This is a genomic window from Weissella viridescens, assembly GCF_003862435.1.
In the GTDB taxonomy this organism is placed as follows: domain Bacteria; phylum Bacillota; class Bacilli; order Lactobacillales; family Lactobacillaceae; genus Weissella; species Weissella viridescens_A.
On the sequence record NZ_RHGY01000001.1, the window covers coordinates 239,144 to 255,500 of the forward strand.

At 37.5% G+C, this 16,357-nt stretch carries 15 protein-coding genes; 14 read left to right on the plus strand and 1 reads right to left on the minus strand.

What is annotated here, in order from left to right; all coding sequences use genetic code 11:
* The first annotated feature begins 6 nt into the window (after window positions 1-6).
* From truA to D3P96_RS01335, 13 genes are all read left to right on the plus strand, one after another.
* Window positions 7-756 carry a tRNA pseudouridine(38-40) synthase TruA gene (gene truA / locus D3P96_RS01275; protein ID WP_057745305.1) on the plus strand — a complete coding sequence of 250 codons (750 nt, stop codon included), beginning with the start codon at window positions 7-9 and terminating at the stop codon, window positions 754-756.
* Between the two features lie 166 nt (window positions 757-922).
* On the plus strand, window positions 923-1,366 hold the full coding sequence (gene rplM, locus D3P96_RS01280; RefSeq protein WP_057745308.1) for a 50S ribosomal protein L13: 444 nt from the start codon (window positions 923-925) through the stop codon (window positions 1,364-1,366).
* 24 nt (window positions 1,367-1,390) lie between these two features.
* Entirely contained in the window at window positions 1,391-1,783 is a 393-nt protein-coding gene (rpsI, locus tag D3P96_RS01285) for a 30S ribosomal protein S9 (RefSeq protein ID WP_057745311.1), read from the plus strand.
* 151 nt (window positions 1,784-1,934) lie between these two features.
* On the plus strand, window positions 1,935-4,028 hold the full coding sequence (locus D3P96_RS01290) for a PHP domain-containing protein (protein WP_124942594.1): 2,094 nt from the start codon (window positions 1,935-1,937) through the stop codon (window positions 4,026-4,028).
* Window positions 4,000-4,326 carry a hypothetical protein gene (locus D3P96_RS01295; RefSeq protein ID WP_124942595.1) on the plus strand — a complete coding sequence of 109 codons (327 nt, stop codon included), beginning with the start codon at window positions 4,000-4,002 and terminating at the stop codon, window positions 4,324-4,326. The genes D3P96_RS01290 and D3P96_RS01295 overlap by 29 nt, the downstream gene beginning before the upstream one ends.
* Window positions 4,301-5,566 carry a S41 family peptidase gene (locus tag D3P96_RS01300; protein ID WP_124942596.1) on the plus strand — a complete coding sequence of 422 codons (1,266 nt, stop codon included), beginning with the start codon at window positions 4,301-4,303 and terminating at the stop codon, window positions 5,564-5,566. The genes D3P96_RS01295 and D3P96_RS01300 overlap by 26 nt, the downstream gene beginning before the upstream one ends.
* A 105-nt stretch (window positions 5,567-5,671) precedes the next feature.
* Window positions 5,672-7,105: a PTS transporter subunit EIIC gene (locus D3P96_RS01305; protein WP_124942597.1), complete on the plus strand. Its 1,434-nt coding sequence runs from the start codon at window positions 5,672-5,674 to the stop codon at window positions 7,103-7,105.
* A 133-nt stretch (window positions 7,106-7,238) separates the two neighbouring features.
* Entirely contained in the window at window positions 7,239-8,984 is a 1,746-nt protein-coding gene (locus D3P96_RS01310; protein WP_124942598.1) for a DNA/RNA helicase domain-containing protein, read from the plus strand.
* 67 nt (window positions 8,985-9,051) lie between these two features.
* On the plus strand, window positions 9,052-9,963 hold the full coding sequence (locus tag D3P96_RS01315) for an aldo/keto reductase (protein ID WP_124942599.1): 912 nt from the start codon (window positions 9,052-9,054) through the stop codon (window positions 9,961-9,963).
* Between the two features lie 110 nt (window positions 9,964-10,073).
* Window positions 10,074-11,072 carry a DUF3883 domain-containing protein gene (locus D3P96_RS01320; RefSeq protein ID WP_124942600.1) on the plus strand — a complete coding sequence of 333 codons (999 nt, stop codon included), beginning with the start codon at window positions 10,074-10,076 and terminating at the stop codon, window positions 11,070-11,072.
* Window positions 11,073-11,335: 263 nt separating this feature from the next.
* The gene (locus D3P96_RS01325) at window positions 11,336-11,524 is read left to right on the plus strand and encodes a KxYKxGKxW signal peptide domain-containing protein (protein WP_124942601.1); all 189 of its coding nucleotides are present in this window, start codon (window positions 11,336-11,338) and stop codon (window positions 11,522-11,524) included.
* Window positions 11,525-11,577: 53 nt separating this feature from the next.
* Window positions 11,578-11,790, plus strand: coding sequence for a hypothetical protein (locus D3P96_RS01330; protein WP_124942602.1), 213 nt, complete (start codon window positions 11,578-11,580; stop codon window positions 11,788-11,790).
* A 251-nt stretch (window positions 11,791-12,041) separates the two neighbouring features.
* A complete protein-coding gene (locus D3P96_RS01335) occupies window positions 12,042-14,015 on the plus strand; it encodes a hypothetical protein (RefSeq protein ID WP_124942603.1) in 1,974 nt (657 codons plus the stop codon).
* 53 nt (window positions 14,016-14,068) lie between these two features.
* Here D3P96_RS01335 and D3P96_RS01340 read toward each other — a convergent pair whose 3' ends face one another.
* Window positions 14,069-15,460: an MFS transporter gene (locus tag D3P96_RS01340; protein WP_244919044.1), complete on the minus strand. Its 1,392-nt coding sequence runs from the start codon at window positions 15,458-15,460 to the stop codon at window positions 14,069-14,071.
* A 181-nt stretch (window positions 15,461-15,641) separates the two neighbouring features.
* Between D3P96_RS01340 and D3P96_RS01345 the strand changes: the two genes are divergently transcribed.
* Window positions 15,642-16,355: an ABC transporter ATP-binding protein gene (locus D3P96_RS01345; RefSeq protein WP_124942604.1), complete on the plus strand. Its 714-nt coding sequence runs from the start codon at window positions 15,642-15,644 to the stop codon at window positions 16,353-16,355.
* The last annotated feature ends 2 nt before the right edge of the window (window positions 16,356-16,357 follow it).

Consider the following 16,357-nt stretch of genomic DNA (forward strand, 5'->3'; position numbering starts at 1 on the left):
AATCGGATGCCACGTTACAAAGCAACCATTGCCTATGACGGAACGGAGTTCTTCGGCTGGCAAGTACAGCCGGGAAAGCGGACCGTGCAATTAGAGCTTGAAAAGGCCGTCAACACGATGGCGAAGAATCCGGCGGAACCAATTCGCGTGCAGGGGTCTGGCCGAACAGATGCCCGCGTGCATGCGCAGGGGCAGGTCGCTAACTTTGACCTACCGTTCGATATTCCCGCGGATAATGTCCGTAAAGGACTTTCAACGATTTTGCCTTACGACATTGGCATAAAAAAGGTCGAAATTGTGGATGATGATTTTCATGCGCAATTCAATGCCCACGATAAAACGTATCGCTATCGTTTGTCGACAACGCAATATGTTGACCCGTTCAAACGGAACTACACTGGGCATTGGGGCCGCAAATTGGATCCAAGTTTGATGCAACAAGCCATTGGCGATTATGTCGGTGAGCATGACTGGTTAAGTTTCGTTGCCTCAGGTTTTCAACAAAAGACTACCGTTCGGACGGTATACTCTGCTACAATGATTGAGAAACCGGAAGACGACGAGATTTGGTTTGAATTCACCGGAAATGGCTTCTTATACAATCAAATTCGAATTATGGTGGGCGTATTGTTGGAGATTGGGAATGGTTCCCGGCCCGTGGATGACATTCCACGTTTGCTTGAAGCAAAGGATCGACAACAGGCGCGTTTCACTGCTCCGGCACAAGGCTTGTACTTGATGTCAGTGGAGTATTAAGAATTCATGAATTCAGGACAAATTGTGGCTTTTACATTGACTACTTACGCAAATAAGGGTAATATGTAAAACGGTATTGTTTACCAACCACAATTGGGAATGTCCTGGTACGACGATTTTAATTATTTGGTAAAGTAAACAAACAGAATATTGGAGGAAATTTTCCATGCGTACAACTTATATGGCAAAGCCTAATGAGATCGATCGCAAGTGGTACATCTTAGACGCAACTGATGTACCTTTGGGTCGTTTGTCAACCGTAGCAGCATCAATCTTGCGCGGTAAGAACAAGCCAACTTACACACCTAACGTAGACACTGGTGACAACGTAATTATCATTAATGCTGGTAAGGTTGCCCTTACTGGTAAGAAAGCTACTGACAAGATCTACTACCACCACACGAACCATCCTGGTGGATTGAAGGAACGTCAAGCTGGAGATTTGCGTGAAAAGAACCCACAACGTTTGATTGAACTTTCAGTTCAAGGAATGTTGCCAAAGAACACTTTGGGACGCGCACAAGGTTTGAAGTTGCACGTGTTTGCTGGTGAAGAACACACACACGCTGCACAACAACCTGAATTGTTGAACATCAACGATCTTATCTAATTAACGAAAGGAGAATAGTTTATTATGGCTAACGTACAATATTACGGAACTGGTCGTCGTAAGAACTCTGTAGCCCGTGTACGCCTTGTACCTGGTAACGGAACAATTACTGTTAACGATCGTCCTGCTGAAGAATACATTCCTTTCGCTAACTTGCGTGAGGTTATGGTTCAACCATTCAACGCTACTGAAACATTGGGACAATACGATGTTAAGGTTAACGTTAACGGTGGTGGTTTCTCTGGTCAAGCCGGTGCAATCCGTCACGGTATCGCCCGTGCCCTATTGACTGTTGACCCTGACTTCCGTCCTGCATTGAAGTCAGCTGGTTTGCTTACACGTGACCCTCGTATGAAGGAACGTAAGAAGCCAGGTTTGAAGAAGGCCCGTAAGGCTTCACAATTCTCAAAGCGTTAATATTTATTTATTTTCGTTGCCAGAATTGGCACAACCTATTCAAATCAAAAACGACATGACTCGCATGAGTCGTGTCGTTTTTTTGTGGATATAAAGAAAAAAATATGGTGTAATGTATGTTATAAATACGATAAAAATGGAGTTTAATGATATGAATCAGAATATATATCAAGTAGATTTTCATCTACACACCTTACCGAGTGAAGAATTAGATAGAGATTTTTCATTTAGCATGAATTGGCTAAAAAAATATGTCGAGACATTGAATTTAGATGGAATCGCGATTACAAATCATGATTTTTTAGATCTCGAAAATTATAATGAAATTGTTGAAGAATTGGGAAGTGGTATTAAAGTTTTTCCTGGTGCAGAGGTGAAATTAAAAGGTGGTCATTTATTAGTTATTGCTGACCCGGAAGATGCAGAATATTTGTCAGAAGGATTAGTTAAACTTAAACAAATAAAAAATTTAAAAGGCGGATTACCAGCAGAGGAAGATTTTATTGAAGCGATACCAAGATGGAAGGAGTTTATTTTAATTCCTGATTCGGCAAAATCAAAAAAATATACTTCAGATAGTGAAAATAGTCCACTTCAAGAAAAGTTCATTGCTGGTGATATGGGAAGTGCTAAAGCATTTAATAAGCAAAAAAAATTAAGTGAAGGATTAACACCTGTTCTCTTTGGAGATCTTCATGCAACGGATTATAATGATAAAAATGATTATTCATTAGTTAAGACAACATATATAAAAAGTAGTTCACTTGAAATTCCTATCTTGAAATTGGCGTTACTTAATAAAAAGAATGTTTCTATAGTGAAAAATCCAAGTAACCGAATAAATGAAGCACAATTTATGGTGCACGGGAAGGTTATTTCTGGATCAGACAGTGAAAATTTAATTATTGGGAAACGGGGTTCAGGAAAAACCCACTTTATAAATGATTTAAAGAAAAGCAATTCTAATAAGATTTTATATATAAAGCAAGGTGAACTTGTTAAAGATAGTACTGAGAAAGAGTTTTATGACGGTTTGAAAAATAGTAATCAGAAGATCACTGAAGAGTTCATGGATAAATACAAACCTGTTTTTAGTGAAGCGTTCAAATTGTTAGCAGACAAAAGTACACCAGGTCAATCAATAAATTATTTACAGTCAATTAAAGAATTTGCGCTGCAAAGTAATGAGACTGATGAAGCTTCGAAAGTTCCTTTATTTTCATCTCCAGAAATTTCTCATAAGATTCCTGTTGGATTGAAGGGGATAGTGGATTCACTTAATCAGCTGCTAAAAGTAAAAAATGAAACGTATAAAAATATAATTTCTAACTACATAGATGAAACTGATTTAGAAGAGTTGACTAATGTATTTAGAGCTGAGAGGAGAATGCATACTAAACAAAGAGAAATTTCTAAAATAGCTGATGATATCAGACGCTCCGTAAGAAACGAACTAGATAAAGTTTCATCCCAAACGATACCTGATCCTGATAACTTTAATTTGTTAGGTTGGTTTGGACATTCTAAGAGAATAGCATTACTGGATGAATATTTGAAAAATGAGGTTGTGAGACCCCATGAAATTTATAAAGTTAAAGTTGGAAACTATTTCACGTTGAAAATTTCGGCAAGACCATTTGAAAGTGCAAGTGAATTTTTAGAGCAAATGGGCAGAAATGAGTCTGTGCAAGAAGAATTTACAAATTATTATCTTAATAAAAAATATTGGGACTTTTTAGAAGCAATCAGCAATAAAAATTTCTTTTCTAAGGCAAAGATTTGGCAGTATTTTCTCAAAGTAGAGTATGAATTGTTAAATCAAAATAAGCAGATGGCATCTGGAGGCGAAAGAGCGGAATATGCACTTTTGAATAGGTTGGAGGATGCACACAACTATGAACTCGTTTTAATTGATGAACCTGAGGCGTCTTTTGATAATCCTTTCCTTACCAATCAATTGCTGCCAATGATTAATCAAATATCTCAACATGCAACTGTTTTTGTAATAACACACAGTAGCTCGGTAGGTGCATTAATGCACCCGAACTATATCTACATTACTAAGCTTTTAAATAAAGAATATAATATATTCAGTGGATGGTTTGAAACTGGGGAAGTGATGAATATTAATACGGGTGTTACAGAGAGCCTATATGATAATTTAATTGAACTAATGGAGTCCGGAAATGAGCACTGGGACGAGAAGGGAATACTATATGAAAATCTTAAAAAAATCAGAAGATAATAATAAGGGATTATTTTTAAATTCAGAAAATGAATATCAAGATATACTTCAAATAGATAATAACGAATTGCTTAATTTAGCCAATCGTTTATATGAGAATGTAAAAGATCTTCCAAGTGAGGATGAATTATTAATTGAAGAGATTAGGAATCCAATTAGTAAAATTGTAATGCGCCAAATATATGCAAAACTATTAGATTTTAAGGATAATGTAGCTAGATTTAATGCGGAACTTGATAATATTTATTCTGCCCGGAGAACTAATTTAGAAGATGAATCAAGTGATTTCTCAGGGTGAATCATTGATGAACAAACAACAAACATTTAAAGACATCATTGATTTGATGACGCATGATTATGCGGGTTATCAGGATATTCAGGTGGATGCTGATCCATATCTATCAAAGGTTGATGAGGATATGAGCAGTATTGATTTTCATAACTTAGTTGAAGATTATTTACGTGATTTCAATGATGGACACGTTTCTTCAACGTCCGATGATGCGTTGAACCATTCACTTGGGTTTTCAGCACGTCGTGATGGGGATAGTCTGTACGTTGCAGATATTGTAGATGAAACCCGCTTGCAATTAGGTGATGAAATCACGCATCTTGATGATGAAACAGTCGCTGAAGTTGGGGCCAAATATGCCGAACAGTTAGACAATGTAACGTACCGTCAGCATTGGGATTGGTTATTAAAGCGGGCAACTACCATTACGTTAGCAAATGAGCAGAAAATTGAGCTGAAGCGATACAATCGTAGCTACATTCCAGAACACTCATTCAAGAAGATTTCCGATAACACAGGTTATATAAAGTTGACTGACTTCTATAATCCAAAGGATATGAATAAATTACTCAATGAACAGAATGAAGCATTGAGTAATCTGGATTATCTTATTGTCGATGTCCGTAAAAACCTGGGTGGTGAACGTCTATCTTATTGGAACTTACTAAATTATTTTGTTGATAAGACTGAGCCGTTGATTGACCATTATCCAAAAGATTTTGGGTATAAGATTCGCTGGACGCAACGGAACAAAATTAATCGTTTGAGTGAGCTAGAGCGTTCAAAAAATAGTCGACATAGTGTTATTTTAAATCAGGTTTATCAAGAAGCTTTATATCAATGGCAAGATGAAAAACATGCGAGTCAATATGAAGGCATGGATTCGGCGGAAATTAAGCACCAACTTCAACCAGAGGGACATTTAAAGCATATCTATGTACTCAGTGATTCAAGAACTGGATCAGCTGGAGAAGACTTTGTCATCGTTGCTAAGTCTTTTGAAAAAGTGACCGTTGTTGGACGGAATACGCGTGGGACAATTGATTATGAGCACATGGCACCACAACACTATGATGACTTTAGAGTTTGGTATCCAACTACTCGTTCAAAGTTGATTGATTCAGGGATGCGATTAGACGGAGTTGGTACAGAACCTGATGTTAAAATTCGATGGAAACATGAATTTTTGGATAATGATGGTGACCTAGTCTGGATTAAAAACAATATTGAAAAGCAGAATAAATAACCAGAAAAGGCGTAACTTACATACAAGTCACGCCTTTTTATTATGGTAATGGTATTAGATAAATGGTAACATTTGATAAAATAAAAAATTACCGTAGGGGGAAGTATGAGATATCAAAACACAGCCCAACAAATTGCGGCTGCGATTCAGCCGGCGCAAGTGGTTGCGCTGACGCTTGTTCAACAAGAATTAAGAATTGTCGTAAAAGACGCCCAACAAGTTAATGTACAAACGGTGGATCAAATCCCTGGCGTTGTAAATGCAGATATGACAGATGAATATTTGCATATCATTCTTGAAAATAAAAATTGTACACAGGTGGTTAATGAACTCGTTGAATTAACGGGGACTAGATCAGTAACGCCTGCAGAATTAGAAGATATCACAACAGAGATGCACCAAAAGAATCCAATTATGAAATTGGTAAATGTGCTCTCTGATATTTTCGTACCATTGGTTCCGGCGCTTGTTGCTGGTGGATTGTTAATGGCGCTGGACAACATTTTAACGCAAGCCGGAATCTTCGGACCACAACCATTAGTTGAAATGTTCCCGCAAATCAAGGGGATTTCAGAAATGATTGCGTTGATGTCAGCGGCACCGTTTATGTTCTTGCCAATCCTAATTGGGTTTACGGCAACGAAGCGATTTGGTGGAAATGAAATTCTGGGGGCTGTCGCAGGAGCGATTCTCGTCATGCCTCAGCTCGTTCCAGGTGATAAGGTAGCCGAAGTAGTATCTTCGGGACATATGCCAACCTGGGACATCCTAGGCGTTCAGGTGGCACAATCAGGTTATCAAGGTCAGGTACTGCCAATTATCGGTGTGGCATTCATTCTCGCAACGTTGGAGAAATTCTTCCACAAGCATTTGAAGGGCGCGCTTGATGCAACGTTCACGCCAATGCTTGCCCTAGTCCTTACAGGATTTGTTACCTTTATGATTGTTGGACCAGTCTTGCGTGTTGCCTCAAATGGCTTCACGGATGCATTGGTATGGTTGGTTACAACGACTGGCGCAGTTGGGTACGGAATCTTTGGGGCCTTGTATGCACCAATTGTCATCACGGGACTTCACCAAACCTTCCCTGCAATAGAGACGCAGTTACTGACAAATATTGCAAAAACTGGTGGAGATTTCATTTTCCCAATCGCAGCTGTTTCTAATTTGGCACAAGCTGGATCAGCCTTTGGTGTTTTCTTATTAAGTAAAGGAAACAAGGATTTGCGGGCTGTTTCATCATCTGCTGGTACGTCAGCGCTACTAGGTATCACTGAGCCCGCTATGTTTGGGGTGAATTTGAAGTACAAGTTCCCATTTTTTATAGCCTTAGGCGCTGCCGGAGTTGGTGGTGTTGTCATGGGAATCTTCCATATGATGTCCATCTCAATGGGACCCATGAGTATTCTTGGATTCGTCGCCATTGCCCCAAGCAAGTGGTTGGACTACTTCGTTGGTATTGGTGTTGCATTCTTCATTGCGTTGATTGTGACAGTTATTTATGGAAAGACGCGTGTTCGTCGATTTAATGAAAAATAAATAATGAAAACAACAGGGCTATAGAGATATAGCTCTGTTGTTTTGAGAAGAAAAAATCAAACATTTGTTGATGAAAGTATGAAAAATCAATGTGGTAAAATATAGGTGACTGTGAAAATTAAAGGAGACGTGGATGGACTACAAAGTTTACGACTTAAGTATAATTAATGGCCAACTTCAAACTACAGAAAAGCAAGAAGAGGTTCTAAAAAGGGTTAATTCAGTTTACGTTTATCATAGTTCCATAACTGGAAAAATGTATGTTGGGCAAACTAGTGATTTCATAAATAGAAATAAACAGCATTTCAGTGGCTCTGAGAAAAGATTTGTTGTATCGAACTATGACGATGTCCTTGTTTTAGTTCCTAAAGGAGCTGATTTATCTATGATTTTAGATATTGAGTCGAAATTAATCACATACTTAAAAGCAGATATTGAGAACTCCAAAGCTGAGAAAGTCAATTTCTCAGAGCATACTATTGAAAATGCCAATTCGGGAGTTACTGTAAATAGCTATAAGAATCGAATCGATACTGATGGCAAAATAATTGTCCCATTTTGGAAAGAGGAACTTTTCAAACGTGGATGGGTTGATAACGACAGTATTGATATCCTCAAAGAGAATGCGTTAGTAACGTACAGTCCCTATAAAATTTTAACGCAACAACAATCAGACATAATGAATGAAATTTTGCATAATGTAAACCAGAATTATGTTGTAAATGGTGATGCTGGAACTGGTAAAACAGTCCTGTTGACACACCTGGTTGCTGCGCTGTTAGAGAATGATAGAGATATAAGAGTGGCAGTAGTTGTTCAGCCAAATTGGGAGCAGACTGCAAAGAATATTTTTAGAATTTACGGAATAGCTGAAGATAATTTAGTAATCACAACATCAACAAAGTTGATTACAGATTATGAAGAAAATCATAAAAAATTCGATGTAATTATTGTCGATGAGGCGCATAAAACATCAAGACGTTTTGGAAAGCAACATCCATCATTTAATTCTGTTTATAAGGGGGAGTTCGAAAATAAAAATAATCATCTAGAAATTTTAGAAAATATAGGGGGTCAGAAGATATTTTTCTATGATGTATTACAGGCCATACGTCCTGCTAATATTGAAAGAGTTTCGTTTTTAAACCTCACAAGTGGATATAAACATTTCTATTTAAAAACTCAATTGAGAATTAGCATAGGGGATAACGGAAATTATTCCTCCGATGACTATGTTAATGGAATTAAGTTTCTTTTATATAAAGATACGGGGCTTTTAAAATATACTAGTTTTAATAGAGATTTTGATCGAGGGGTCTTCCATGGTTCGAGTCAGGATGATTATTTTGGAGTTGTTGGAAATAAGCCATTACATGAGTTGTTCGATTGGATTGATGAAGACATGATTGAAAATCCAAATCATATTGATCGTGTACTGGGGGGGCTTGTTGAGCCATGGAAACAGAAAGATGGCAAAGATCCTAAAAAGATGCATTGGTTTGAAGATGAGATACAACGCAGATGGAATTCAACACAAGTAAATTGGATTAATTCGAAAGAAGAAGATGCAGATGCGCAAATAGGATCAGTTTTTGCTGTGCAGGGTATTGATCTTAATTGTGTAGGGGTATTGATGGGAGAGGATCTTTCGATAACAGATGAGGGAAAGTTGAAGGCTGATCCAGATCATTTTTATAATGTTAATGGCACTTTTAAACAAGAAGAAATGAAGGAAGTCGAAAAGCAGGATGAGTTTACTCTGTTTGTCTTGAACATTTATTATGTTTTACTTACACGTGGTGTGGATGGTGTAAGAATTGGTTTTTGGCATAATGAAAAACTAAGACAATATGTGATGGATACATTGGATATTAAATAAATGATTGATAACCTGAAAAAGGTGTAAAATTAATGAGGGTAGACAATAATTTTTAGGAGGAAAAAACATGTCAGAACAAAATCTAGCAACAACAGAGCATTTAAACAACGGTGTCGAAATGCCGCGTTTAGGACTTGGTGTTTGGAAAACAGATAACGCCAGTGCTAAGCAATCAGTTAGTGAAGCCATCCAACATGGTTACCGTATGATTGATACGGCGAAGCAGTATGGAAATGAGACTGGTGTTGGTGAAGGTATTCGTGAAGGACTTGAAAAGTCAGGCTTGAATCGTAAGGATTTGTTTGTAACGACGAAAGTTTTTAACGGTGATCAAGGTTATCAAAGCACTTTAGATGCCATTAATGGTAGCTTGAAGCGTCTACAATTGACATACATTGACCTCTTATTAATTCGCTGGCCAGTTGATGGAAAGTACATCGATACTTGGAAAGCAATGGAGCAACTTTATCGCCAAGGTAAGGTTCGCGCCATTGGTATTTCAAACTTTGATGTTGAGCATATGCAAAATCTCTTAGACCATGCCGACATTACGCCAGTAGTTAACCAAATGGAGTTCCATCCTTTGCAACAACAAAAGGATGTTTTGAAGTTTGCACAACACGCAGGTATCCAAATTGAAGCTTGGTCGCCTTTGGGTGGTGGTGAAGTGTTAGATAATCCGACACTTCAAAAGATTGCGGACGCACATAACAAGAGTGTGGCGCAAGTCATCATTCGTTGGGACTTGCAACGCAACATCATTACGATTCCAAAATCATCACATCTTGAACGTATTCAACAGAACGCCGATGTCTTTGATTTTGAATTGACTGATGCAGAAGTTGAGACAGTCAATAATTTAGATGAAGGTAAGTCTAGCTTGTGGTATGACGACTTTGCTTGGCATAATATGCAAGGTGAAGGTATCCCGGATACAGTTGATACTTGGTATGACTCACCAGAAGATTATGATAAATAACATAAAAGGGCATTGATGTGTTATGCATCGATACCCTTTTTTTATAATGATAGTGTATGGTATCCTTTGTTTATTATGAAAAAAAGCATAATTAATGAGGTGGGAAGTTTATGAATAAATACATTGTTTCTCAAAATAAAAGTTATAAGAAAGAATTGGAGATGAGTGGATTGTGGTCTCCAAAACTACAAAAAGATGGTAAAACCAATTATTCATATGATTTAATGACGGAATTAAATCCTGGCGATATCGTATATCATGTAGTTAATGGAAGAATTATGGCTAAAAGTCTCGTCGAGACGCCAGCTCTAAGTCGAAATAAACCAATTGATCTGGATGGTAACCAAGAACTTTGGAATCAGGAGGGATGGTTTGTTAAGTTGATCACTCAAGCCTTGAGTGTACCAATCAACGTGAAAGATATTTGGAATGAGTTATTACCAGATCGGCCAGAAAAGTATTCAGCTTTCAAAGCTGATGGAAGTGGGGTTCAAAGATACTTGTCACCATGTCCAGATAAATGGGGCGAAATAATTGATGCCAACATCGCTGAAAATGATAGGCTGAATGAAGTGGTAAATGAAAGTGTGGTTGAAATAGAAACAGATATTTCACTAAATGTTACCGGAATATCTGAAGAGCAACGTTTAATGAGTGATGAATCAAATAAAAAAACTGGAGATGCTGCAGAAGAATTAGTTGTAAATCACTATAAAGACCAATTACCTGACAAACAAGCTGAACTAGTTGAAAGAGTCTCATTGGGATCTGGTAAAAATGCTGGGCATGGCATTGGTTACGATGTGAGAGCATATGAAAAGATGGAAAATGGGAGTTATGAACCAGTATATGTCGAGGTAAAGGGATCCAATAGTGATCGCACAGATTTCTATATAACAAAAAATGAATTAAAAAGGGCAGGGGAAATTGGGGAACAATATCGGATTGCGCGAGTAACAAACGTTGGCTCTGAAGATGATGTTCAAATTGAAATTATTGGTGGATTTCAAAAAAATGACTCAATTAAAGAAATACTAGACACGCATTTTTCTAAATATGAGCCTACAAATTATAATGTAACGTTATCGGATTATGGTACGTTGAATTGATACTTGGTATGACTCACCAGAAGACTATGATAAATAACATAACCTACAATGAATTAATTCATAAGCATTAGTTCATTTGGGCCTATTTGTTAGAGCAATCTAGCGAATGGGGCTTTTCTTTTGCCCATTTAATCAACTTTCCTGGACAACTAAGACTTAAATAATGATGACTTAATACTTAATTAAGGACTAACTTATTTGTGATTAATGACTCCGCCTGAAGATAAGACTTGTTAATCAGATAGCGATAGGAGGTATAAATCATGGAAACAGTTAAAAACTTTAGAATGTACAAATCAGGTAAGGCATGGGTCAACAGTTCAATTTTGGTAGCATCAGTTGGATTAGGTGTAAACATCGCTTCAAACGATGCCCATGCGGATGTTGTTGCAGCACCTACTGCCGCACAAAACGTTAAAGTAAAACATATAGCTTGGATTGTACTGCTCTAGCGACAAGCGCTACAACAAGTATTACAACAGCGATCACATCCATAAATTCAGAGATGACAAACGACGTTTCAGCAAGTACAAGTCAAACTATTGCACCTGCAAGTGTTGTAGCAACACAATCCACACAAGCTTTGACCTCAACGGCAAAACCAGTAGCAACGCAAATCAATGTACCCCAAAACATTCAATTAAAGATTACTGTACCAGCATCGCGTAATTATGATAGAAGTGTTCTTGAAATTGGTCTCTGTATTGTTAAAGAATAGTGACTCAGTCTCAATTAAAAAGGAAGTCACAATCGGTAGTCGGTTTACCATACGTATTCCAAGTCAAAAGTTATAAAAATGACTGAAACCAGTAAAATTTACAGTTTCAGTCATTTTTTGTTTTTTTAGTATGAGTCTAGCTAGGATTAAACTCGATACAAGTATGGTTAAAACTAATGACGTGTGGTTTAATTAGCTTTAGGTTAATTTTTTCAATGGAGTTGTTAGTTTTAAAGTTGGGTGGTTAATTAATGGAAAGATATCAATTTCGTGCTACGGATGATGAAAAGCTTTTTGAAAGTAGTTCAAGAATACAAGAAATTATAAATAATTTAGACAATCAAGAAAACAACTTCAATTTTTTAGATGCAATAGAAGCAAATAATATATTAGAATTACTTGAGAACATCGATTCAAATAACCAAAAATATGGTCAAATTGTAAAAAAAATTAAGACAAAGATTACAGGATTATTGAGATCTATAACGAATAACGATATACAGAATGCAATGATTTATTTTTTTAAAAATGAATCAGAGATAGGGCAAAAATTTGCCCAAAATTATGAAAATAAGCAGATTGATAGATATACATCCACAGAGTTTAGTACCGCTTTTCTACAATTATTTTCTCAATATCATCTTGAAAGAAAGTTTTCTGGATCAGACTTTGAGAAAATGGTGATAGAAAATGAAATGAAGTTATATTCTTTTCTAAAGGTGGAACGTTTTATTAAAATTTATCGTGAAGAACTAAGGAGATTATTTCTGCGTGATTTTAAGAATGTCGAGCTAGCTTTTGCTAATGAAGTGAATGGTAAGGAAATTTATTTACTTCGGTTAATTGTTGCACGTGAAGACTTATCAGAAATGATAGATGAGTATTTGTTATCAGAAAAACCAAATATTAATTATTTATCAATTATTGAGGATGGTATTAATGATTCTAATCTTAGAATTAATGCTAATCAACGGAGAAAAGCTACAACTAGAAAGAGTGAACTAGAGGAAGAATTTATAGAAAATGGGAACGGGACTGTAATTACACATGAGTTGGAAATTGGCATTTCATTGAAATCGACTCCACAAAAGGAAAACGAAAATTTATGGTTAATTGATACTTCTTACGTTGCTGATCATCATACTAAAAAGGATTTATTTAATTTTATATTAGGTATAAACAAGCTTTATACAGCAAACTGGATAATCGCATTGTGCAGCTTTCCAAAGAAAGAAATAGGCATTTTAGAAAACCTAGTGGGTAATAGAGAAATTAATAATTATCAAGATGGGATGGAATTTATAGTAAAGAACAGACAAATGAATTTAATATTTAAATTATTAGATGAATTTTTCTCAAGTAAGAAATTTTCGAATTTTGAGGAAATAATTACTTATTTTTTTGAGGAATATGCAGAAGAAAATTTTGGGATAGATTGGTTACATCTATTTTTAGGGAATGAAAGCATACCGGTAAATGCAAGGACGTATGCTCTTTCAAATGCGGAGGAAAAAATCCGAAGAGAATGGAATCATTATGTTGAAAATAAAGAGGTGGACCAAGAGCTATTTGGTTACACTCAAACACCAGAATATCCGAAACTAAAAAGCTTATTGAGTGATAAATATATTTATTGTGAAGAAAAGGGAACGAAAATTGTCAATCTTCTTTTCGGCTCTGCTTGGTTAGGAATGGTTAATATTGATGACGGGAATCTAATTAATGAAGACAATTTTGAACGTTTAATCAATCAAAATAATAATATTAAATTGGAAATGTTTTATCCACAAGTACGGGATGAAATAGAATTTCTATTAGAAAATGAAGTTATTTCAGAAGATAGTGAGGGATACTTATATTTTTCGGGAAAGCAACTTAGGAAAATGCTTATTTTTAAGTTACTATATGAACAGGAAGTTATAAATTATCATGCTGGTATACAAAGAATGGAAATGCATACGTGGGAGAATCAATTTAAACCATTGATTAAAGAATTGATGACCGAAGATATAGTTTTTAGTGAATCTACGTTGTTATCAAAACCCGAAAGTGACTATTTGAAGTATATGATGACAGATTATTTTAAAAACTCGAGAGGACTAAGAAATATTTATTCTCATGGTGGTGATATAGGAGAGAGCATAGAAGATTACTACACATATGTAATTGTCATTATGATACTAATAATCAAAATTAATGAAGAATTAATCGCAGCATCAAATTAAGTCAAAACAAAAACCCCCTCCAGATAATTCTGCAGGGGCTTTTTCTATATCATTTACAAAGTATTTGCACCAATATTCTTTGGCAAGCGGGCCGTTTCAATAATCGGATAGATCATCAATAAGCCCAAGGCAATAAAGGCATAGCCGTAAGCTGCTTGTTCCGCCATGAAACTCTGCAGAATCCGCACCAGAATTGAAATCAGTGAAACGCCCAATCCTTGCGCAAGGCTTTGCGTCACGGCAGTGAGCGTGTTCGCGCTATTCCGATCAACCGGTGCAACGTCCGCAAAGCTCAAGCCGTTGTATGACGTGAGGGCAAGAGAACGGCCAACCCCAGCAATTAAGGCCAATGCCATAATCACGATACCAACAGTTTGTTCTGTCACGAAAGCTAGGGCCACTGCACTTAGTAGTACCATGACGAACGCACTTTCCAGAGCTCCCTTATACCCAATTGCTTTAATAATCGGGGTCGTGAAAGGCTTAATGGCAATGTTACCAATGAAAATAAACATGATGTAACTTCCTGCTTTAACGGCACTCCAATCAAAAACAGTTTGCAGATACAACGTTAAGAGGTAAGGCATCGCCCCAACTGATAGCCATAGGATAAATCCACCGGTTTGGCTAATGCGATAAGACGGGAACTTTAAGGCTTTGATTGAAAAAAGTGGGTTAGGCACATTGCGAATGTGCTGGATGAACATCCCCAAAACAATTAAGCCAAGGACAATCAACAAAGTCCCGAAACGCAAAGCACCCGGGCGCGTGCGACAAGCGATTTCGGCCCCAGTGAGCAGAAAACCACTACTAAGCGCAATTTCGAGGAATCCTAGCCAATCAAAACGGGTCACCCATTCAATAGTATCCGTGGGAATCAAGTAAATTCCGATGAAAAAAATAATCACCCCAATCGGTAAGTTAATCAAGAAGATCCAGTGCCAACTTAGGTACGAAATCAACACACCACCAATCAAGGGCGCGATGGCTGGCGCCAACAAGGCTGGCCAAACCAGATAGGATGTCATTTTTAATAATAATTTGGAAGGTGTTTTTTCCAACACAATTAAGCGGGCGGTGGGGGTCATTAAGGCTCCGGAGATTCCCTGCACCATGCGCATCCCCAGCAAGAAAACGAAACTAGGGGCGATGGCACATGCCAATGAACTGAGGGTGAACCCAGCCACGGCAATCAACCAAATGCGTTTTTTTCCGAAACGTTGCGCCATCCACCCACTAACGGGTATGAAGATGGCGACGGTAATTAAGTATGTACTGACTAAAAGCGCAGCCGAAGTACTATTAACCGAAAAATCGACGGCCATCTGCGGGAGGGCGGTGGTGACAATCGTACCGTCAAGAATTTCCATAAATAAACTGGCTGCCATGAGCAATGCAATTTGTATTTCTTTTTTCATGAGTTCAATTAAAATGCTTTCTATCATTTTTTAAAAATCCATTGACCAGTATGCCTAATCTGATGATGGATTGCAAGATTTTTACTTCATTTTACCTAGGGAAAGTTAACGAAATGCGAATTTTAATTGTTCCAAGCCGTGCGACCCGGTATAATCAAGATGAGCATACAAAAAAAGCATCGCATTGCGACGAGGAGGTCTGCTTTACATGAAAGATGAAAAGTATATTGAAGTACAACATAGTTCAAAGATTTATAACGAGGGTCAGGACAATGAAGTCCGTGCCAACGATGATATCAGCTTTGACATTAACAAAGGTGAATTGACGATTATCGTGGGGGCATCTGGTGCTGGTAAGTCAACATTGTTGAACATTCTTGGGGGAATGGATTCCAACACCCACGGTAAGGTTATCGTGGATGGCACTGATATCTCCGACTACAATGAACGCCAACGCACAACGTTCCGTCGTAAGGAAATTGGGTTTGTGTTCCAATTCTATAACTTGATTGAAAATCTAACGGCGCAAGAAAACGTTGAAATGGCATCGCAATTGGTGGATAACCCCTTAGATGCAACGGAAGCGCTCCGCCAAGTCGGTTTGGACAAGCGTAAGGATAACTTCCCAGCGCAAATGTCTGGTGGAGAACAACAACGTGTGTCAATTGCACGTGCCATGGCGAAGAACCCTGGGCTATTGTTGGCCGATGAACCAACAGGAGCTTTGGACTACCACACGGGTAAGCAAGTGTTGCAAGTCTTCCAAGATTACGTACGCAAGTCAGGTAAGAACGCCATCATCGTGACACACAATGGAATGATCAAGCCAATGGCGGATCACGTCATTGAAATCTTTGACGGTAAGGTCAAGTCTGATACACGCAATGCGAACCCAACCCCAATTGAAGAATTGGAGTGGTAAGC

Bases quoted from the DNA above. Each gene is read 5' to 3' on its own strand.
- rplM (WP_057745308.1), top strand. From the start codon at position 923: ATGCGTACAACTTATATGGCAAAGCCTAATGAGATCGATCGCAAGTGG.
- D3P96_RS01330 (WP_124942602.1), top strand. From the start codon at position 11,578: ATGACAAACGACGTTTCAGCAAGTACAAGTCAAACTATTGCACCTGCA.
- D3P96_RS01310 (WP_124942598.1), top strand. From the start codon at position 7,239: ATGGACTACAAAGTTTACGACTTAAGTATAATTAATGGCCAACTTCAA.
- D3P96_RS01340 (WP_244919044.1), bottom strand. From the start codon at position 15,460: ATGATAGAAAGCATTTTAATTGAACTCATGAAAAAAGAAATACAAATT.
- D3P96_RS01300 (WP_124942596.1), top strand. From the start codon at position 4,301: ATGAATCAAGTGATTTCTCAGGGTGAATCATTGATGAACAAACAACAA.
- rpsI (WP_057745311.1), top strand. From the start codon at position 1,391: ATGGCTAACGTACAATATTACGGAACTGGTCGTCGTAAGAACTCTGTA.
- truA (WP_057745305.1), top strand. From the start codon at position 7: ATGCCACGTTACAAAGCAACCATTGCCTATGACGGAACGGAGTTCTTC.
- D3P96_RS01305 (WP_124942597.1), top strand. From the start codon at position 5,672: ATGAGATATCAAAACACAGCCCAACAAATTGCGGCTGCGATTCAGCCG.
- D3P96_RS01325 (WP_124942601.1), top strand. From the start codon at position 11,336: ATGGAAACAGTTAAAAACTTTAGAATGTACAAATCAGGTAAGGCATGG.
- D3P96_RS01295 (WP_124942595.1), top strand. From the start codon at position 4,000: ATGAAAATCTTAAAAAAATCAGAAGATAATAATAAGGGATTATTTTTA.
- D3P96_RS01335 (WP_124942603.1), top strand. From the start codon at position 12,042: ATGGAAAGATATCAATTTCGTGCTACGGATGATGAAAAGCTTTTTGAA.
- D3P96_RS01320 (WP_124942600.1), top strand. From the start codon at position 10,074: ATGAATAAATACATTGTTTCTCAAAATAAAAGTTATAAGAAAGAATTG.
- D3P96_RS01345 (WP_124942604.1), top strand. From the start codon at position 15,642: ATGAAAGATGAAAAGTATATTGAAGTACAACATAGTTCAAAGATTTAT.
- D3P96_RS01315 (WP_124942599.1), top strand. From the start codon at position 9,052: ATGTCAGAACAAAATCTAGCAACAACAGAGCATTTAAACAACGGTGTC.
- D3P96_RS01290 (WP_124942594.1), top strand. From the start codon at position 1,935: ATGAATCAGAATATATATCAAGTAGATTTTCATCTACACACCTTACCG.